Origin of the sequence: Ahrensia marina (assembly GCF_042140245.1) — a bacterium.
In the GTDB taxonomy this organism is placed as follows: domain Bacteria; phylum Pseudomonadota; class Alphaproteobacteria; order Rhizobiales; family MH13; genus MH13.
Genome location: NZ_CP159483.1, coordinates 3,358,421 through 3,375,190, shown reverse-complemented (window position 1 = coordinate 3,375,190; position 16,770 = coordinate 3,358,421). Strand labels below are relative to the sequence as shown.

At 58.1% G+C, this 16,770-nt stretch carries 18 protein-coding genes and 1 tRNA gene; 8 read left to right on the top strand and 11 right to left on the bottom strand.

Annotated elements, in window-relative coordinates; genetic code table 11:
- Positions 1-23 precede the first annotated feature (23 nt).
- Positions 24-599, bottom strand: a complete 576-nt coding sequence (locus ABWH92_RS16335) for a PadR family transcriptional regulator (protein ID WP_375570174.1) — start codon at positions 597-599, stop codon at positions 24-26.
- Between the two features lie 264 nt (positions 600-863).
- On the opposite strand from ABWH92_RS16335, the gene ABWH92_RS16330 reads away from it, so the two are divergent.
- From ABWH92_RS16330 to ABWH92_RS16320, 3 genes are all read left to right on the top strand, one after another.
- Positions 864-2,021 (top strand): peptidoglycan-binding protein, encoded by a 1,158-nt coding sequence (locus ABWH92_RS16330; RefSeq protein WP_375570172.1) that lies wholly within the window; start codon positions 864-866, stop codon positions 2,019-2,021.
- Positions 2,022-2,100: 79 nt separating this feature from the next.
- Positions 2,101-2,174, top strand: a tRNA-Gln gene (locus ABWH92_RS16325).
- A 183-nt stretch (positions 2,175-2,357) separates the two neighbouring features.
- A complete protein-coding gene (locus ABWH92_RS16320) occupies positions 2,358-2,525 on the top strand; it encodes a hypothetical protein (RefSeq protein WP_375570170.1) in 168 nt (55 codons plus the stop codon).
- Positions 2,526-2,896: 371 nt separating this feature from the next.
- Here ABWH92_RS16320 and ABWH92_RS16315 read toward each other — a convergent pair whose 3' ends face one another.
- The 5 genes from ABWH92_RS16315 to ABWH92_RS16295 form a co-directional block, all read right to left on the bottom strand.
- Positions 2,897-3,094 carry a hypothetical protein gene (locus ABWH92_RS16315; protein ID WP_375570168.1) on the bottom strand — a complete coding sequence of 66 codons (198 nt, stop codon included), beginning with the start codon at positions 3,092-3,094 and terminating at the stop codon, positions 2,897-2,899.
- A gap of 34 nt (positions 3,095-3,128) precedes the next feature.
- Positions 3,129-4,604, bottom strand: a complete 1,476-nt coding sequence (gene cysN / locus ABWH92_RS16310) for a sulfate adenylyltransferase subunit CysN (RefSeq protein ID WP_375570166.1) — start codon at positions 4,602-4,604, stop codon at positions 3,129-3,131.
- A complete protein-coding gene (gene cysD, locus ABWH92_RS16305; protein WP_375570164.1) occupies positions 4,604-5,554 on the bottom strand; it encodes a sulfate adenylyltransferase subunit CysD in 951 nt (316 codons plus the stop codon). The genes cysN and cysD overlap by 1 nt, the downstream gene beginning before the upstream one ends.
- On the bottom strand, positions 5,547-6,302 hold the full coding sequence (locus tag ABWH92_RS16300; protein WP_375570162.1) for a phosphoadenylyl-sulfate reductase: 756 nt from the start codon (positions 6,300-6,302) through the stop codon (positions 5,547-5,549). Before ABWH92_RS16300 ends, cysD begins: the two co-directional genes overlap by 8 nt.
- A gap of 191 nt (positions 6,303-6,493) precedes the next feature.
- Positions 6,494-6,943, bottom strand: coding sequence for an Lrp/AsnC family transcriptional regulator (locus ABWH92_RS16295; RefSeq protein ID WP_375570160.1), 450 nt, complete (start codon positions 6,941-6,943; stop codon positions 6,494-6,496).
- 151 nt (positions 6,944-7,094) lie between these two features.
- On the opposite strand from ABWH92_RS16295, the gene cysG reads away from it, so the two are divergent.
- From cysG to ABWH92_RS16270, 5 genes are read left to right on the top strand one after another with little or no spacing between them, the layout of a single operon-like run.
- Positions 7,095-8,498, top strand: coding sequence for a siroheme synthase CysG (gene cysG / locus ABWH92_RS16290; RefSeq protein ID WP_375570158.1), 1,404 nt, complete (start codon positions 7,095-7,097; stop codon positions 8,496-8,498).
- Positions 8,495-8,803 (top strand): DUF2849 domain-containing protein, encoded by a 309-nt coding sequence (locus ABWH92_RS16285; protein WP_375570156.1) that lies wholly within the window; start codon positions 8,495-8,497, stop codon positions 8,801-8,803. Before cysG ends, ABWH92_RS16285 begins: the two co-directional genes overlap by 4 nt.
- A 33-nt stretch (positions 8,804-8,836) precedes the next feature.
- The gene (locus ABWH92_RS16280) at positions 8,837-10,489 is read left to right on the top strand and encodes a nitrite/sulfite reductase (RefSeq protein WP_375570154.1); all 1,653 of its coding nucleotides are present in this window, start codon (positions 8,837-8,839) and stop codon (positions 10,487-10,489) included.
- Between the two features lie 23 nt (positions 10,490-10,512).
- Positions 10,513-10,932 carry a DUF934 domain-containing protein gene (locus ABWH92_RS16275; RefSeq protein WP_375570152.1) on the top strand — a complete coding sequence of 140 codons (420 nt, stop codon included), beginning with the start codon at positions 10,513-10,515 and terminating at the stop codon, positions 10,930-10,932.
- Between the two features lie 2 nt (positions 10,933-10,934).
- On the top strand, positions 10,935-11,696 hold the full coding sequence (locus tag ABWH92_RS16270; protein ID WP_375570151.1) for a ferredoxin--NADP reductase: 762 nt from the start codon (positions 10,935-10,937) through the stop codon (positions 11,694-11,696).
- A 16-nt stretch (positions 11,697-11,712) separates the two neighbouring features.
- On the opposite strand, the gene ABWH92_RS16265 is transcribed toward ABWH92_RS16270, so the two are convergent.
- The 5 genes from ABWH92_RS16265 to ABWH92_RS16245 are packed head-to-tail and all read right to left on the bottom strand — an operon-like array spanning position 11,713 to position 16,767.
- Entirely contained in the window at positions 11,713-12,750 is a 1,038-nt protein-coding gene (locus tag ABWH92_RS16265; RefSeq protein WP_375570149.1) for a dihydrodipicolinate synthase family protein, read from the bottom strand.
- Between the two features lie 11 nt (positions 12,751-12,761).
- A complete protein-coding gene (locus ABWH92_RS16260; protein WP_375570147.1) occupies positions 12,762-13,415 on the bottom strand; it encodes a TetR family transcriptional regulator in 654 nt (217 codons plus the stop codon).
- On the bottom strand, positions 13,402-14,430 hold the full coding sequence (locus ABWH92_RS16255; RefSeq protein ID WP_375570145.1) for an NAD-dependent epimerase/dehydratase family protein: 1,029 nt from the start codon (positions 14,428-14,430) through the stop codon (positions 13,402-13,404). Before ABWH92_RS16255 ends, ABWH92_RS16260 begins: the two co-directional genes overlap by 14 nt.
- A gap of 28 nt (positions 14,431-14,458) precedes the next feature.
- Positions 14,459-15,928, bottom strand: coding sequence for a hypothetical protein (locus ABWH92_RS16250; RefSeq protein WP_375570143.1), 1,470 nt, complete (start codon positions 15,926-15,928; stop codon positions 14,459-14,461).
- Entirely contained in the window at positions 15,925-16,767 is an 843-nt protein-coding gene (locus ABWH92_RS16245) for a sugar phosphate isomerase/epimerase family protein (protein WP_375570141.1), read from the bottom strand. The genes ABWH92_RS16250 and ABWH92_RS16245 overlap by 4 nt, the downstream gene beginning before the upstream one ends.
- Positions 16,768-16,770: the final 3 nt, after the last annotated feature.

Sequence of the window (16,770 nt, the reverse complement as noted above, 5' to 3'; positions counted from 1 at the left end):
CGAGGAAGCGCTCGGGGGGAAGGCTATTCAGCTGCCGTTGTGAGGGGATCAGCAGTTTTTTGTTTGTGTGGGGCATTGCTCGCCTGCTCGGCGCTGTAGGTAATGATGCGTTCGCGATTGTCCACCAGCCATTGCCGGTGGCCTGTTACGCAGGACATGCCAAACTCGTGCATCCAACTGCCCTCCGGCAGGTCATCTTTCATATCATTGAGCTTTTGCAGTTCATCTTCGACTTGGCCGAGATGAACATCCATCGCGCGTTCCATATCGCCCTTGTCGAGAAGGTCAGCACACATGGCGATAAGCAGGAACTCTGACCGAAAAACGTCGGGTGTGGGACTTTCGCGAAGATTGGCACGCAACTCTTTGCGGCCCTCTTCATTCATCGAGTAAACTTTGCGGGCGGGCTTTCCATCTTGTTGTTCAAGGCGGCAGCTCACCAGTCCCTCATCCTCCAGTTTGGCCAGTGCCGGATAGATCGAGCCAAAGCTCGCATCCACGAAATAGGCATATTTGCCTTCGGTGGAGAGTTTTCGGATTTCATATCCGGTTGCATCTTGGTGGTGCAGGATAGCCAAGCAGAGTGTGCGAACGTTCATGATCGAGTCCTTATTCCGATCGGGCATATATCAAACATGAATATGCTCGTCCAGTATGATCTCGCTCGATACGTCTTACCTAGGGTTGCAGATCATCGCATCTGTGTAACTCCCAACATTTCCGCCTTTGGGGGTGCCGCCAATCATGGTGCGTATGGTTTGTTTGCCGCGCGGGAAGCCTTTCAGTAACCAAAAAGGGCGATAGTGGCGGCCTCGCACGCGCTTGGGAGCGCATCAATGACGTTGCGGTGGAGTTTGAGGGACATGGTGCTGCACATCCAGGGGATGCAGATGGTTGGGGCTCGCACACTAGGCATCGCGCTGGTTGGGCTGATGTTGGGTGGTGGCTTGGTGACGGTGCCAAGCCATGCGCAGGATCAAGATCAAAGCGAACAGCAATCACAGGATCCGCAAGCGCTGTACGAGCAGGCCATGCAGGCTGAGTGGACGGGCGACTATACCGATGCGCGCGCGTTGCACCTTCAAGCCGCTGAGCTGGGCGTTGCGCGCTCGCACTATCAGCTGGGGTTTCTTCTTTTGGATGGCCTGGGTGGCCCGCGCGATGTGGACGCCGCGCGTTCTCACCTGAGAACCGCCGCTGACAACGGCATCACGCTGGCGTTGGTGCCCTACATGTATTCCTACGATGATCAGGACGATCCGGAACTGAACCCTGATGCGGCCATCGCCAGCCACGCTTTGCTGGAGCTTGCGCTGCGTGATCTGGGCATGGCTGGCGACACAATTCAGTTCTGGAGCCCGCCCATGCGCCGTCAGGTGCAGGTCTATCTGCAGGAAGCCGGCTACTATCGTGGCGCCATCGACGGTTTGATCGGGCAGGGCTCGCTGAATGCCTTGCGCGCTTTTGCGCGCCAGCGCGCGCCCTTACCCGAACTGCCAAGCCAGGGGTTCACCAGTCTCGTCCTTACCGCTCAGGGCGTAAAAGCCGACGAGCGCCCATTGTTCGCCTGGCAGAACGTGGAGGATTTGGTGGATGCGCGCTCAGCGTTTGCTGGTGCACGGGTGGATGCAACACAACAGGGCCACTGGCGGATCGGCAGCGACGAAGCCGCCTTGATCGATTGGCCACAGGCTGAAGAGGGCGAAGCGTTGGTGTTCCAATTGCCTGGCAAGCCGCAACGCACCGATTTCCAGTTTGGAATGGATGTGGACGCGATCGCCGAAGATGATCTTGGCCAGTGCGCTCTTCGTGCTTCAGGCGATGAGCCTATGCCGCGCTACACACGGCGCTGCGAGACCCGCATTGCTGGCGTGCATTTGGTTTTCGAGGCCGCAAACGGCCCGTTTGATGATGCCGAAGCCTCGCTGACAGGTCCCATCGCGCCGTATGATGAGCGTTTGATGGCCATTGAGCTTTCACCGCCGGTCGCGCTGCGCCTCGCGGATAGCCAGAGCGAGTAACGGCAGCAGGCAAAAGCGCCGCTGATCTTGGGCCTTGAACTTGGCCTGCGGCGGTGCTATCCGCGCCACTCTCGTGCTTTGGGGAATAGGTTAACGGTAGACCCGCGGACTCTGACTCCGTTAGTCCTGGTTCGAATCCAGGTTCCCCAGCCAGTAAAATCAATGAGTTAGCAAGGGTCGACAGCGCGTTAGTCTCTTTTTAGTCTCACCTATAGAGGCAAAATTGAGGTGATAATGAGCGAAGAAAAGCGGCCGCCGAGGCACGGCGCATCCCAATCACGACCAGCTCATTGGCCTGATGGTGTTTATCTCATAACGGTCGAGGGAATGGGTTTGATGGGTGTCCATGAGGACACTGGTCAACTCTTTTGGGATGGCAAGGAAATCGTCACCAAGCAGATTGTCCGGCTTCGTGGTTATGAGGTTTTCCTCGCCACGCTGGCAGCCATAGGAACTTTCGGTGTGTTTGCCTTGGAGTCGGGTAAGCTAGTTGGCTGGTGGTGATTGCGCTTACTGCCCATCCCGGAAGTAGTCTGTTCAACGAAAAAGGCACCTCGTTTCCGGGGTGCCTTTTCCTTATTTCTCAACCTAAATGGTCTTTAGATTACCAAAACCAAGCCAGGGTGAAGTGACACCCTATAGCGAGGCGGTAGCGTTGACCGCTCGGCTGACTGGCTTCGATAGCGAAGAGTAGCTTCATTAGCCGCTCCATCTACCTTGCTCAGGCCCCTTTTTGTAGTCGGTTCTGAGCACTAGACCAGCAATGTTGGGGGGATGGCTTTGCCTGATGTCCGGTCCGGTGTCCCCCCGGACACGCTCCGACTATTTCGCATCTAACAGATGGGTGCGGTTAGCTGGTTTTGCAAGGCCGTTGGCTAGCTGTTCCCGGTCACACCCTTCACGCCCCGCATTTGAGCGGATTGAGCTTGGTTGATAGCTACGGACAGCATACGCTCGACGTCACCATCATCGGTCTCGTCAAGGTAGGTGTTGAGGATGTCGAAGACATTCGCAAAGGCTACTTTGATTTGGTTGACTTGCGCATGTCCCCTAGGATTGAAGGAAAGCCACATCAGCTTTTCTTCAACAGCAACGTGACCCTAAGCCCTAAAGCTGCGCTTCAGGGCCGAGCCTTCGACGGTTAGTTTCAAGAACTTCCACCTCATCCAGCCGGTTGGCCAGCACGTCATGGCGCACCAGTTCTTGCGCCAGGTCCAGCGGCAAGGTCAGCGTCACGGTTTCCTTGGTGTCCTCAGAGCGGCGTGGCGTCGCTCCGGGCTTAGCCTCGGCTTCAACGACCATACCACCAGCAACGGTGTTCAGCGTGTCCGGATCGATCAGCACAAACGACCCGGTGGCCCGGTTGTGCGCATAGGGATCAAACACGCCGTCATCTTCCAAGTGCAGCGTGATGCGACCAATGGCATTATGATGCAGTGTCTGGGCGCTCGACCACGTTAGATCCTGCAAGTTCAGGGCGCTCTGGGGCGTGATGCGCGCACGTTGGCGACGGCTGCCCGATTTCAGCCAGTAGCGCGTTTCTGGGTTGAGGCTTTGTGCCGTCAGCACCACCACGTCTGCATTGACCTCTTGAACGCGTGTAGGTGCGGATGCTTTGGCCGCGATCATATCACCGCGCGCGATGTCGATGTTGCGGTCGAGCACCAAGGTGATGGCGTCGCCGGGCGCGGCTGACGACCTGTCGCCATCAAACGTGACGATCCGAGCGATCTTGGCATCCAGCCCTTGTGGCGCAATGGTGACTGCATCGCCAACGGCCACTGCGCCACCGCTCACCGTGCCTTGATAGCCGCGAAAGCTTTCATCCGGGCGGGCAACGCGCTGCACAGACAGGCGAAAACCTGTGTGGCCGTCATCTTGAACCTCTGCACCTTCCAGCGCATCGAGCAGCGTCGGGCCATTGTACCAGGGCATGTGAGCCGAGCCGGGCACGGTGACATTTTCGCCTTGCGGGGCGGATGTCGGGATCGCCGTCACCTGATCCAGAGGCAAGTCCTTGGTGAAGGCACCAAACGCATCAGCAATGGCTTGGAACGCGTGCCGGTCATAGGCAACGAGATCCATCTTATTAACGACCAGAACCACCTGGCGAATGCCCATAAGCGAGACGATCATGGTGTGGCGGCGCGTCTGCTCCTGCAAGCCGGCACGCGCATCGACCAAAATGATCGCCAGATCAGCGGTTGAGGCTCCGGTCGCCATGTTGCCAGTGTACTGCTCATGGCCTGGTGTGTCGGCGACGATGTAGGAGCGGTTGGCCGTGGAGAAATAGCGATACGCGACATCAATCGTGATGCCTTGTTCGCGCTCAGCTTGAAGGCCGTCGAGCAGCAGCGAAAAGTCGGGCAGGTTCAGCCCATCATTGTCATTGCTGCCGTTCTTGTAGAGCCCGGCCACATGGTCGGACATCACCATTTTGGTGTCCCAGAGCAGGCGGCCGATCAGCGTGGACTTGCCGTCATCGACATTGCCGCATGTGATGAAACGCAAGGGGCGGGTGGCCCTGGTGGCCGCCACGGGAGCGATGAAAGGCGTGGTTGCAAGGTTGGAAGCGGCGCTCATCAGAAATAGCCCTCACGTTTTTTCTTTTCCATGGAGGCCACCTGATCCTTGTCTATGGTGCGTCCATTGCGTTCCGAAACGGTCGCCGTTTCAACCTCGGCGATGATGTCGTCCAAGTTGGTGGCATTGGATTCGATAGCGGCGGTGAGCGGAAAGCAGCCGAGCGTGCGAAAGCGCACATTCTTGGTTTGCACCTGCTCGCCGGGCAGCAGCTCCAACCGCTCATCCTCGGCCAACATCATCATGCCATCGCGCTGCACCACAGGGCGCGGCTCGGCGAAATAGAGCGGTACGATGGGGATGTCTTCAGCCTGGATGTAGCGCCAGATATCAAGCTCGGTCCAATTGGACAGCGGGAACACGCGGATGCTTTCGCCTTGACGGATCATACCATTGTAGATCGACCAAAGCTCTGGGCGTTGGTTGCGCGGGTCCCATGTGTGGTTGGGCGTGCGGAAGGAGTAGACGCGCTCTTTGGCGCGTGAGGCTTCCTCATCGCGACGGGCGCCGCCAAAGGCAGCGTCGAACTTGCCGGCATCGAGCACTGTACGCAGCGCCTCGGTTTTCATGATGTCGGTGTAGCGCGATGAGCCGTAAGTGAATGGCGTGATGTTTTCGGCAGGGCCACGCGGGTTGGTGTAGGTGATGAGGTCCAGGCCATGTTCCTCAACCACCGCGTCGCGAAACGCGATCATCTGCGTGAACTTCCAGCCCGTGTCGATGTGGAGCAGTGGGAAGGGTATCTTGCCTGGATAAAACGCCTTGCGTGCCAGATGCAGCAGGACCGAGGAGTCCTTGCCCACCGAATAGAGCAACACCGGGCGTTCAAACTCGGCAGCTACTTCACGGAAGATATGGATCGCTTCGTTCTCCAGCGCTTGCAGCGATGGATCAAGTCGACGTGATGTGAGGTCAGCGGAGGGGGGATTGTCGGGGGACGTATCAGGCATCGACGGATTCCAGAATAGGTTGGGTGGTGTTCGAGGTGGGTGGGGCATCTGGGTGCAGGCCGCACTCCTGGCTGCTTTCCTGCTCCCACCACCAGCGACCGGCGCGCTCCGGTTCGCCGGGCTTGATGGCGCGGGTGCACGGTTCACAGCCGATGGAGGGGTAGCCACGTGCGTGAAGCGGATTGGTGGGCACATCGCTTTCAGCAATCAATGCTTTGAGATCGTTGCTGGTGACATCGGCCAGCGGGTTGAGCTTCATGAGCCCGCGCGCGCCGTCCCATTCGGCAAAGGGAATGGCTTTGCGGTTGTCCGACTGATCGCGCCGCAAACCGGTAATCCAGGCTTCAGCACCCTCAAGTGCCTTGGCCAGCGGCACCACCTTGCGCGCATGGCAGCAGGCTTTGCGCGCTTCGATGCTCTCGTAAAACCCATTGAGACCATAGCGGTCCACATAAGTTTCCACATCGTCAGTGTCAGGCTCGAAGCGCGTGATCGTCAGGCCGTAGCGTTGCTCGGTCGTTTCAAGCAGTTCCAACGTTTCGGGAAACAGGCGACCAGTTTGCAGTGTTACCACTTGGATCGCACGTCCATGTTCAGCCACAAGCGACGTGATCAACTGATCTTCCAGACCAAGACTGGTGGTGAACACGGCCCGGTCGAACTGGCGCGAAACAAGCCCAATGCGTTCGCCGAGAGAAAGCTCGGCAAGCGTGTCGTTGAGCAGTTGAGGGGAAGATGCAGGGGGCATCGCAGAGTCCTTGTGTCAGGTCTCAAAACGATGCGCGACCAGCGCTGATGAGGAAAGAAACAGCGTTGCGGTGTAAGCGTTTGCATGAAAACGCTTATCGACCAACCATCATGATCGCGCTAAATTTTCCACGATCATTGAAATGCTATTGCAGGACTGCACGCGAAATAGGCTATCAGCGCAAAATCTATCTACACCTGCATCTGCGTGGTGGATTTCAGCGTTTCCATCGACAGGCTTGAGGTCACAGCAAACAAACGCACGCGCGCAACCAGCCTTTTATAAAAGGCATCGAAGGCCCGGGTGTTTTCCACTCGCACTTTCAGCAAATAATCGATCTCGCCAGCCAACCGATGTGCTTCTTGAATCTCCGGCATGTCCTGCACCGCATCACTGAAACGTTCCAACCAGTTCTCTTCATGCTGATCGGTTTTCACCGCGATAAAGAAGACTTCGGTTTGCCCAATCTTTTCCGGGTCCAGCAGTGCCACCTCTTTGGAAATCACACCGCTGTCTTTTAGCTTCTTGATCCGCGCCCAAACCGGAGATTTGGAGGAGCCGACCTCTGACGCGATTTTCTCCACTGATAGGGATGCATCGCGCTGAAGAACCTGCAAAATTCTACGATCAAGGTCGTCCATCGATAAAAATTCCTGACTTTGGTCCTCAAACAAGGTGAAAATCTACCAAGAAGGACGTCTATAACGACATCAGTCTTATTTTCTCCCTCTTATTGGCAAAACAACGGGAAAATGTCCAACTAGGCGTTCACGAAACGCCAAGGACAAGCCCATGCGCGCGTTCCCTATTTTTGTTCAGGCCGAGGGCCGTTCCATCATTGTGTTCGGTGGTGGTGCGGATGCTGCGGCGAAGCTGCGCCTGGTTGCCAAGACAGAAGCGCAGGTTCTGGTCGTCGCCAAAACACTTGTTGCCGGAGAGATCGATCTGGGCGACGCCGAATGGGTGCAGGCTGACCCGCTGACCTTCGCATTCCCCGACAACACCGCATTCGCTTACGCTGCGACGGGCGATGAGGAGTTGGACGCGCAGATCGCCGCCTATGCCCGGGCCAATCATGTGCTGATCTGCGCAGCTGATCAGCCCGACGTTTCCGACTTCATCACTCCGGCCATCGTTGATCGTGATCCTGTGGTCATTGCCATTGGCACTGAGGGCACAGCGCCTGTGCTCGCGCGCATGATCAAAGCCCAGATCGAAGCGGCCTTGCCCCAAGCATTGGGCGGCCTTGCCAAACTCGCCAACAGTTTCCGTGACCGGGTGGCGGACACCATTGCCCCCGGTGGTGAGCGCCGCGCTTTCTGGCGCAGCTTTTTCAAAGGAGCGTTGCAAGACCGCTTGGATGTGGAAACAGCGCGCCAACGTGCTGAGACGCTTCTGTCCGGTGAGGCGGGTGAGGGCGCACGCGAAGGCTTCATCAGCTTCGTTGGGTCAGGTCCAGGTGGGCCTGATCTGATGACACTGAAGGCCCGCAAAGTGCTCGATGAAGCCGATGTCGTGCTCTACGACGCATTGGTTGCCCCAGAAATCCTGGAACTTGCTCGCCGTGAAGCATTGATGGTCAATGTTGGTAAGCGCTGCGGCAAGCATTCGCTGAAGCAGCAGGATATCTGCGATCTTATCACGCAGCATGCCAGCGATGGCCACCATGTGGTACGCTTGAAGGGTGGCGATCCGGCGATTTTTGGACGCTTGGCCGAGGAACTGGATGCTGTGAGCAATGCAGGTCTCGCTTTTGAAGTCGTTCCTGGTGTCACAGCCGCCGCCGCTGCCAGCGCATCTGCCGCTGCCCCTCTGACGGAGCGGGGGCATGCGCAGGAGCTGCGTGTCATCACCGCCCACGGCGCTGACGGTGACGCTGATGTTGATTGGGCATCACTTGCCCGCAGCGATAGCGCTGTTGCTGTCTATATGGGCAAGCGCGCCGCCGCAGATGTGCAGCGCCAACTCATCCTCAATGGTCGCGCGCCCAGCACACCGGTTGTGCTGGTGGAAAATGCCGGCCGGGGTGATGAGAAAATCCACCACACCAGCCTTTCAGCTCTCGGTGCCACGGCCAAACATACCAGCAAAGGTGCGCCCTTGATGATGTTAATCGGCGTCGTCTCTCGCCGTGCCAACGCCCACGCAATCCAAACCCAAGATCAGTCCACCATTTCAGACCGAAAGGCCGCATGATGGCATCTTCTAAGATCAAAGACGGACCGCGCATTCTTACCGCCAACGCGCTTCTTTCAGGCCGTATCGTCTATTGGACCGGATCGGCCTGGAGCCGGTCTGCCGATGAGGCAATGCGAGTGAGCACACCAGAAGAGATCGCCGAGTTGGAAGCGCGTGGCGCTGCTGAGGAAATGGTGAATATGGTGGTGGGCGCTTATCTGGTGCCCGTCAGCGAAAGCGGAACCATCGAGCCACTGGAACTGCGCGAGCGTCGCCGCTTGGGTGGCCCAAGCATTGGCTTGCCCGGCGCGGTCACAGCCTAAAGCCCTTCTTCGGACGCCTTAAGGACCTCCCAAATGTACACCTATGATGCCCACGATCAGGCGCTCGTTGATGCACGCGCGCAGGAGTTTCGCGACCAGGTGGCGCGCCGCTTGGCTGGTCAGCTGACCGAGGATGAGTTCAAGCCGCTCCGCTTGCAAAACGGCCTCTATCTGCAGCTACACGCCTACATGCTGCGGGTGGCGGTCCCCTATGGTGTGCTGTCATCGGACCAACTGCGCATGCTCGGGTTTCTGGCTGACAAGTATGATCGCGGTTATGGGCATTTCACCACGCGCCAGAACATCCAGTACAACTGGACGAAGCTGGAAGATGTGGCCGACATGCTCGACCATTTGGCCTCAGTGCAGATGCACGCTGTTCAAACGTCTGGCAATTGCATCCGTAACGTCACGACCGATGCTTATGCCGGTGTCGCCGCCGATGAATATATCGACCCGCGCCCGGTGTCGGAGCTGCTGCGCCAATGGTCGACGCTGCATCCTGAGTTCGCGTTTCTGCCACGCAAGTTCAAAATCGCTGTGACCGGCGCCGCCGAAGACCGTGCGGCGATGAAGTTTCATGACATTGGCATCTCCGTGAAGGCGGGTGAGGACGGTGATCCGCTGTTCGACGTCTGGGTTGGTGGTGGCCAGGGCCGCACGCCACGTGTCGCGGTGCTGTTTGAAGAAAACGTCTCTTTGGACGATTTGTTGCCGACACTGGACGCTATGCTGCGCGTCTACAATCTGCACGGTCGCCGCGACAACAAATACAAAGCCCGCATCAAAATCCTGGTCGCCGAGATGGGGCTGGAGGCCTACCGTGCTGAAGTGAAAGCCGATATGGCAAGCCGGGACCGCGCCGTCTTTGAGGCCGCACCTGCCGAATATGCCCGCATCGCCGCGCAGTTCGCAGGCGCGCAGCAACCAGCGCTCACGCCGGTTTCGGTTTCTCGTGATGATCCTGCGTTCTCGGCATGGCTGGACGAAAATGTCATGGCCCACCGCGTTGATGGCTACGCGGCTGTCACCATCTCGTTGAAGGCTGAGGGCGCAATCCCTGGCGATGCCACAGGCGAGCAGATGAAAGCGATCGCCGACATTGCCGAAAAACACTCAGCTTCTGAAATCCGCGTCACCCACCGCCAGAACCTGGTATTGCCTTGGGTTCCGCAGTCTGAGCTGCGTGCTGTCTATGACGCGCTGGTGGGTCTGGAACTCGCCGAAGCCAATATTGGCCTGGCCAGCGACATTATCTCTTGCCCTGGCCTTGATTACTGCGCGCTGGCCACGGCGCGTTCGATCCCTGTTGCGCAAAAGCTGTCACAGGAACTGCGGGCTCGCGAGAAGCGCGAAGATTTGCACGGCATCACAGTCAACATCTCAGGCTGCATCAACGCCTGCGGCCACCATCATGCCGCCACCATCGGCATTTTAGGGTTGAACCGCGCTGAGCAGGAAAACTATCAGATCACGCTTGCCGGACGCGCCGATGAGGGCGCACAAGTCGGCACCATCCTTGGGCCAGGCTTTGCCGCCGAGGCTCTGCCAGGCGCGATCCACCGCATTCTCGACACCTTCCAAGCGTTACGCCAAACCGGCGAGAACCTGGCGGATGTCTATGCCCGTGTTGGCAAAGACCCGTTCAAAGCGGCTGCTTATGAGCAGCTGGAACGCGCTGCCTAAACCGATAAAGATTGGACAGACCCATGTGGATTTTCCACGCTTCCGGTACTTTGGAGAGCATCGACGAGGCGCCTGCAACGATCACGCTTGATCCTGAAGCTGCCGACAACGATGCGGTTCCAGCGGGCACCAACCAGTCGGTTGCGATCACCTTCAAGAGCTTTGCCGATGGTCGCGGTTTCTCGCTGGCGCGACGCCTTCGCGAGGCCCATGGATCCGGTTTAACGCTCATTGCCATTGGTCATGTGCTCCCCGATCAGGCAAGACACGCCTTTCAAAGCGGTTTCGATCAGATTTTGATTTCGGACAATGAAATGGAACGCTATGGTCGCCAAGCATGGGATGCTGCATTGCAAAATGCAGTTGGTACACTCTATCTCGGCGAAACGTCCGCAGACGGTATCTGGGCGCGTCGCCATTCACTGCATCAGGTAGGCGCATAGCAATGCATCACGAAAAAGTCCTGGAAACGCATCACTACACGGACCGGCTCTTCTCGTTCAAAACGACGCGTCCGGCATCCTTTCGCTTCCGCTCCGGCGAGTTTGCGATGCTTGGCCTTGAGGTGGACGGCAAGCCGCTCCTGCGCGCCTACTCGGTCGCCAGCCCCAGCTGGGATGACACGCTGGAGTTCTTCTCTATCAAGGTGCCAAACGGTCCGCTGACCTCGCGGCTGCAAAACGTCAAAGAGGGTGATGAGATCATCCTCAACAAGAAACCAACCGGAACACTGGTCCTCGATGCATTGCGGCCCGGCAAGAACCTCTATCTGGTCTCAACCGGCACCGGTATTGCGCCCTTCGCCAGCCTGATCCGCGATCCGGAAACCTACGAAAAGTTTGATCGGGTGATCCTCACCCACAGCTGCCGCACGGTGGCCGAACTGGCTTACGGCTTTGATCTGATGAAGATGATCAAAGAGGATGAAATGCTCAGCGAGATCGTCGGCGATAAGCTGACCCATTTCACCTCCGTCACCCGAGAAGATCACACCCATGTTGGCCGTATCACCAAACTTATCGACGATGGAACGCTGTTCGAAACCGTTGGTGAGAAACCGTGGGATCCTGAAACCGACCGTGTGATGATCTGTGGTTCGACCGCCATGACCAATGATGTCAAAGGCGCCTGCGAGCGTCACGGCTTGGTGGAAGGGTCTAACGCCCGCCCAGCTGACTTCGTGATCGAAAAGGCGTTTGTTGGCTGATAGGCTCTGAGAGTCGCTAGGCTGCCAGCCAGCGCTCCAAATTCTTGGCCACAAACGCATCATCCCTGAGCTCCGGACAGTCGCGGTAGATGCGTTCCAGCTCGTCCATTTGGCCTGGGCCCAGTGTTTCCTTTGGGTTCAGGCACCAGATGCCGGGCAACAGGCCCTGGCGGCGCAGCACTTCATGAATGGCGGCGATGCAGCCGGCAAAATCATTGCGCACATCAAACAGAACGCCATTGGCGTCGGTCACGCGGGCGTCAAGGCTCAGCCATTCGCTGGCGCTACGGCCAGCCTGATTGGTGTGGATGTCATTCAGCATCTCCACCGCTCGTTTGGTCCAAACCGCCCAGTGGCCGAGTAATCCACCTTTGATCCGTACTGTCACGCTCTGCCCGTCGCGCGGAAAGGAAAACGCGGTGAGCAGGTCCGCGACGATGTGATCATCATTGCCAGTGTAGAGCGTGATCCGCTCCTCGGCCCGAGCATCGACAACCGCTCGCACCACATCGAGCGTCTTGTATCGGTTGAACGGCGCAATCTTGATGGCAACCACATTCTCGATCTGCGCAAACCGTCGCCAGAATGAGTAGGGCAGCGTTTGTCCGCCCACAGCTGGTTGCAAGTAGAAACCAATCACCGGCATCACCTGTGCCACCGCATCACAGTGGGCGATAAGCGCATCCTCACTCTGGTCCTTTAATGCCGCCAGGCCCAAAAGCACCGCGTGGTAGCCAAGGTCGCGGGCAAGCTCTGCCTCGGCCACGGCTTGCGCGGTTGGTCCAATGGCACCAGCAACCATAAAAGGATCACTGGGATGCGTGGATGCTTCCTCTGCTGCTAGCTCCAGAACGGGCCGCAAAAGGCCGTGGTCGCGTATCTCAAATTGCGTCGTGTGCACGCCGACCGCGACGCCAATGGCGCCAGCATCAAGATAGTAGCGGGACAAGGCCCGTTGGTGACGTTCGCTTAACTGCCGGTTGGCGTCCAAGGCCAGAGGATGGGCTGGGATCACGCCCCCATGGCGCAAATTCTCCCAAGGTGTATCGGTCACGGGGCTCTCCATCACGGCTGCAGGGTGGCTCGCAAATAGCTCAGCACGACATCGACGATATGTGCCCTGCGCAGCGCAAAACATGTATCGGCTTCGGGCAGATCAAACACCACCGAGAGCGTCGCGCGGTTGGAGGTGAAGAAGTACGCAAGGCTGGCAATTGTGATGTAGAGCTGGACTGGATCGACGCCTCTGCGAAAATCCCCACGTGCCACGCCAGTCTTCAAGATAGCTGCAATGGTATCGACAAGTGGTGTGTTGAGGCGCCGCGCATCTGTTGATGCCGTCAGATGCTCTGCACCATGCATGTTTTCATCATTGATCAGCTTGATGAAACTTGGGTTGTCGCGCACGTAGTCGAATGAAAACTCCACCAGCTCTTGCATGGCCTCAATGGGCGGAAGGTCGGCAAGATCCAGTTCCTGTTCGGCGGCGCGGATCTTGGCATAGGTCTGTTCCAAAACAGCGGTGAAAAGCTCATCCTTGCCAGCAAAGTAATGGTAGAGCAGCGCTTGGTTGCAGCCTGCCAAGCTAGCAATCGCAGCCATGCGGGTCCCTTCCAGACCTTTGGTTGCGAACACGCTTTCAGCCGCATCCAATATGCGCTGACGGGTCTTTGCCGCGTTGCGGGTCGAGGGGGTGTCTTTGATGTCAGTAGGTGCCATCGCGCACCTCAAAATGGGTTGGCTTGCCCAGCGTCTTGCCACCCTTTTGCAGCCAGTGAGCCACCCAGTCGATCATCGTCTCGACCGAGACCTCAGGCTGGCCATAAAGCTCTTGCTGGCGGGTGGTGTCGATGATCCAGGCTTGCGGTTGTTCTTTGCCCTCAAACACCGGTGTCTTGCCGAACCGTGTGCCAAAAGCTTCAGCCAGATCGCGCACGCGCTCAACCTTGGGGCCGGAGAGATTAAGGACCGCGGCGGGGCAGTCTGCGAGCGCCAAGGCACGCAACGCAATATCGTTGGCATCGCGCTGCCAGATGATGTTGCAATGGCCGCTATCCACCTGCACCGGTGTGCCATCCAGCACAGCCTTGCCGATATCGTGCAGCACGCCGTAGCGCAGATCGATGGCATAGGAGAGGCGCAGCTGAACCACTTTGGTGCCATGCTGATTGGAAAAGTGCTCAAACATCCTCTCTCGTCCAATGCAGGAATTGGCGTATTCGCCAGGAGGCGCCAAGCGATTACCCTCCTTGGCACCGGAACCGTTCACATCGGCAAAGCTGTAGACACAGGCAGTGGAGAAGACGGCAATGCGGGAGCCTTTGAAAGCTTGCGCGACAATGGCGGGCACGTGCACATTCATCGCCCAGGTCAGCGCTTGATTGCCCTCTGATCCAAACTTGCGCCCAGCCATGAAAACAACATTGGCGGTTTTCTCCAACGCGTTGACAGCTTGGCTGTCTAGTAGATCGCAGACCACTGTCTCGATGCCTTGGTCTTCAAGATCAGCCCGTACCGACGGGTCGGAAAAGCGCGCCACACCAATCACGCGCTTGTTTGGCGCTGCCCGCTTGGCCATACGGGCGAGCGTCGGGCCCATTTTTCCGCCGACACCCAAAATGGTGATGTCGCCGTCGAGTTTCGCAAGCGTTTCAATCAGTGCATCACTCGGTGCTGAGAGCATGTCGTCCAGCATCGCTTCATCGGCAATGGTGACGGGATGGTGGACGGTCATGACAGTTTCCTTGGCGTTGCTGTTGATGTCATGGGCTGGATTCGTTCAGGCCGAGGCTCTCAAAAGCCCAGTCGCTGGCAGGCGTCATCGCTGCCATATCGGGCACGCAAAGCGTTCCAAAGCCCGGGCCATTGGCGGTTTGCGCCGATAGGAAGCCAAAGTGCGTGCGTAGGCGTGCGACGCCATGATCAAGGCCATAGAGATCAGGGTGGGCCGCCCGTGCCGCATCGGCATCGCGCTGTGATAGGTGGCCAAGGCCTGCGAAATAGTGGTGGGCATTGCGTTCGCAGTGGATAACCCCAAGCGCGGCAACCAAAGCCAAGTCAGCGTTCAGCGACAGCACGGGCATGCAGGTGAGGTCTTCAGCAGACTGAAAATAGATGTCGTGCCCAGCTGCCCGGTTACGCTCCGTGGCGAGCATGGCGTTGAGCAGGGAACGGAAGATGCCTTTGCAGTTTTTGTGGCTAACACCGCGATAGCCAAGTGCCATGGCCTCGTAAAAGGCCGTGGTCCAGCCATCGGCTTCATCAATCAGCAGTGGCACGCCAATCTCATCAAAGGCGGCCTGATCGGGTGGGTTTTCGAAGGTCATGCGCCTATCGAGCGGCTGCTCAATGAAAAGTGCTTGATTGAGCATCGCCGATATCGTGGCAGAGGATCGCAGGCGGCTTGTGAAGTCTGCAAAGTCGTTGAGGCTTTGAAACTGCTCGTTGCCATCCAGTGTGAAGGCGATGGGACGTCCCACCTTAGCCAATACCGCGCCGATCTTTTCCAGCCGCGCGCAGTCCGCATCGACATCGCCACCAAGCTTGATCTTCAAATAGCTCAGCTGGTCGCGCTCAATATAGTCTTCCAGCGTTTCTGGCAGTCCGTCATTGGGGCGCTCATTGGGGTCAAGATCATCGGCAGTGATCGGGTCAACCATCCCAACCGTGTGCCGTATGGACAGCCGGTCCAAGGGCTTGGCGGGCAAGGAGCCTGACAGCGTGACGCCATCCAACTCGCTAAAGATCGCGCCGGGCTCCAGACCAAGCGATCGGCTCTGGAGCAGGTCAAAAACGCTTTGGCCGCGCGCCCGCGCAACGCCATCCATCATGGCCCGCTCGGCCATGGCAACGCCGAATGAGGCACCCAAATCGTTGAAGCCAACGCGCAGCGCATGGTCGTGCACTGCTTTGTCGAGCGCCCGCCAATGATGAAAAACGGTGCCATTGCCCAGCTGGGTGACGACGTCCAACGCTGTGTTCAGCGTGTCCAGCAGGTCGTTGATGTTGTCGCGTGGCGTCTTCTCAGGTCGTTTGTCGAACCATTTGTAGGCAAGCAGCTCTGAGGCATAGCCAGTGACCTCTTTGCCATCGACCAGCATGTCCAACGCCAAGGTTGCGCTGGCAATGGCCTCGATGGTCACCGCGCCAAAGCGAAACGGCATGCGTGCCTTGGCATTGGTGATGCCGATCTCACCGCGCAACGCTTTGACGGTGGCCGCGTTCCCAATCATGCGCCGCACTCGTGCAAAGCTTCAAACAGGCCTTCAACATAGCCGGCCGCCAGTGCAGCAGCGGTTGGTCCATCCGGGTGGTAGTCGAACGGTTCAATACCGATCAGACCGTCATAGTCGTGGTTGGCCAACACGCGCAGGATCGGCAAAAAACAGTGCTCACCCTGACCGGGGCCACGACGGTTGGACTCGTTGAAATGGATGTGCCGGATCATGCCCCTGGGGAGTTCTCTGTTGAGAACACTGGATGGTGGCGCATCCTCGCCGCCCCAAGCCGCTGATGTGTCGAGCATGGTGGCAAGTCCCTTAGAGCCAGATCGGGTCACCAGCTCTTGCGCCTCTGCCACCGTGTTCACAAAATCGGTGAGCGCTGGCGCCAGGGGTTCCAAACAATAGGTGATCCCAGCGGCGTGCGCGGCATTGCCAGCAGCCGTCAAATGGCCAAGGGCTATCTCTTCAGCGGCTTCCAAGCTACCCGCATCGCTGACGGGGCGTTGGTCGGGCGAACCATGAACAAGCACCTGCCCACCCAGATCATGACACAGCTCCACCAGTCTGAGCATGTGATCGCGGGTCTTGGATTGGACCGCTGCATCTCTGCTTGTGAGGGACAGGCCACCGGGCACATTCATCAGCCAGTGCAACCCGGTGATGTGGATGCCTTCGCCCTCAGCCATCGCCCGCAGGCTGCGGCGTTCGCTGACGGGCAAGGTGCAAGGGTCATCAGAAAGCGTGAAGGGCGCGACTTCCAACCCGATATAGCCGAGCCCTGCGGCAAGGCGACATTGGCTTGCAAAATCAAGCTCTCGGATCACTTCGTTGCAGAGCGTCAGTTGCATGGA

Bases quoted from the DNA above. Each gene is read 5' to 3' on its own strand.
- ABWH92_RS16335 (WP_375570174.1), bottom strand. From the start codon at position 599: ATGAACGTTCGCACACTCTGCTTGGCTATCCTGCACCACCAAGATGCA.
- ABWH92_RS16330 (WP_375570172.1), top strand. From the start codon at position 864: ATGGTGCTGCACATCCAGGGGATGCAGATGGTTGGGGCTCGCACACTA.
- ABWH92_RS16320 (WP_375570170.1), top strand. From the start codon at position 2,358: ATGGGTGTCCATGAGGACACTGGTCAACTCTTTTGGGATGGCAAGGAA.
- ABWH92_RS16315 (WP_375570168.1), bottom strand. From the start codon at position 3,094: ATGTGGCTTTCCTTCAATCCTAGGGGACATGCGCAAGTCAACCAAATC.
- cysN (WP_375570166.1), bottom strand. From the start codon at position 4,604: ATGAGCGCCGCTTCCAACCTTGCAACCACGCCTTTCATCGCTCCCGTG.
- cysD (WP_375570164.1), bottom strand. From the start codon at position 5,554: ATGCCTGATACGTCCCCCGACAATCCCCCCTCCGCTGACCTCACATCA.
- ABWH92_RS16300 (WP_375570162.1), bottom strand. From the start codon at position 6,302: ATGCCCCCTGCATCTTCCCCTCAACTGCTCAACGACACGCTTGCCGAG.
- ABWH92_RS16295 (WP_375570160.1), bottom strand. From the start codon at position 6,943: ATGGACGACCTTGATCGTAGAATTTTGCAGGTTCTTCAGCGCGATGCA.
- cysG (WP_375570158.1), top strand. From the start codon at position 7,095: ATGCGCGCGTTCCCTATTTTTGTTCAGGCCGAGGGCCGTTCCATCATT.
- ABWH92_RS16285 (WP_375570156.1), top strand. From the start codon at position 8,495: ATGATGGCATCTTCTAAGATCAAAGACGGACCGCGCATTCTTACCGCC.
- ABWH92_RS16280 (WP_375570154.1), top strand. From the start codon at position 8,837: ATGTACACCTATGATGCCCACGATCAGGCGCTCGTTGATGCACGCGCG.
- ABWH92_RS16275 (WP_375570152.1), top strand. From the start codon at position 10,513: ATGTGGATTTTCCACGCTTCCGGTACTTTGGAGAGCATCGACGAGGCG.
- ABWH92_RS16270 (WP_375570151.1), top strand. From the start codon at position 10,935: ATGCATCACGAAAAAGTCCTGGAAACGCATCACTACACGGACCGGCTC.
- ABWH92_RS16260 (WP_375570147.1), bottom strand. From the start codon at position 13,415: ATGGCACCTACTGACATCAAAGACACCCCCTCGACCCGCAACGCGGCA.
- ABWH92_RS16255 (WP_375570145.1), bottom strand. From the start codon at position 14,430: ATGACCGTCCACCATCCCGTCACCATTGCCGATGAAGCGATGCTGGAC.
- ABWH92_RS16250 (WP_375570143.1), bottom strand. From the start codon at position 15,928: ATGATTGGGAACGCGGCCACCGTCAAAGCGTTGCGCGGTGAGATCGGC.
- ABWH92_RS16245 (WP_375570141.1), bottom strand. From the start codon at position 16,767: ATGCAACTGACGCTCTGCAACGAAGTGATCCGAGAGCTTGATTTTGCA.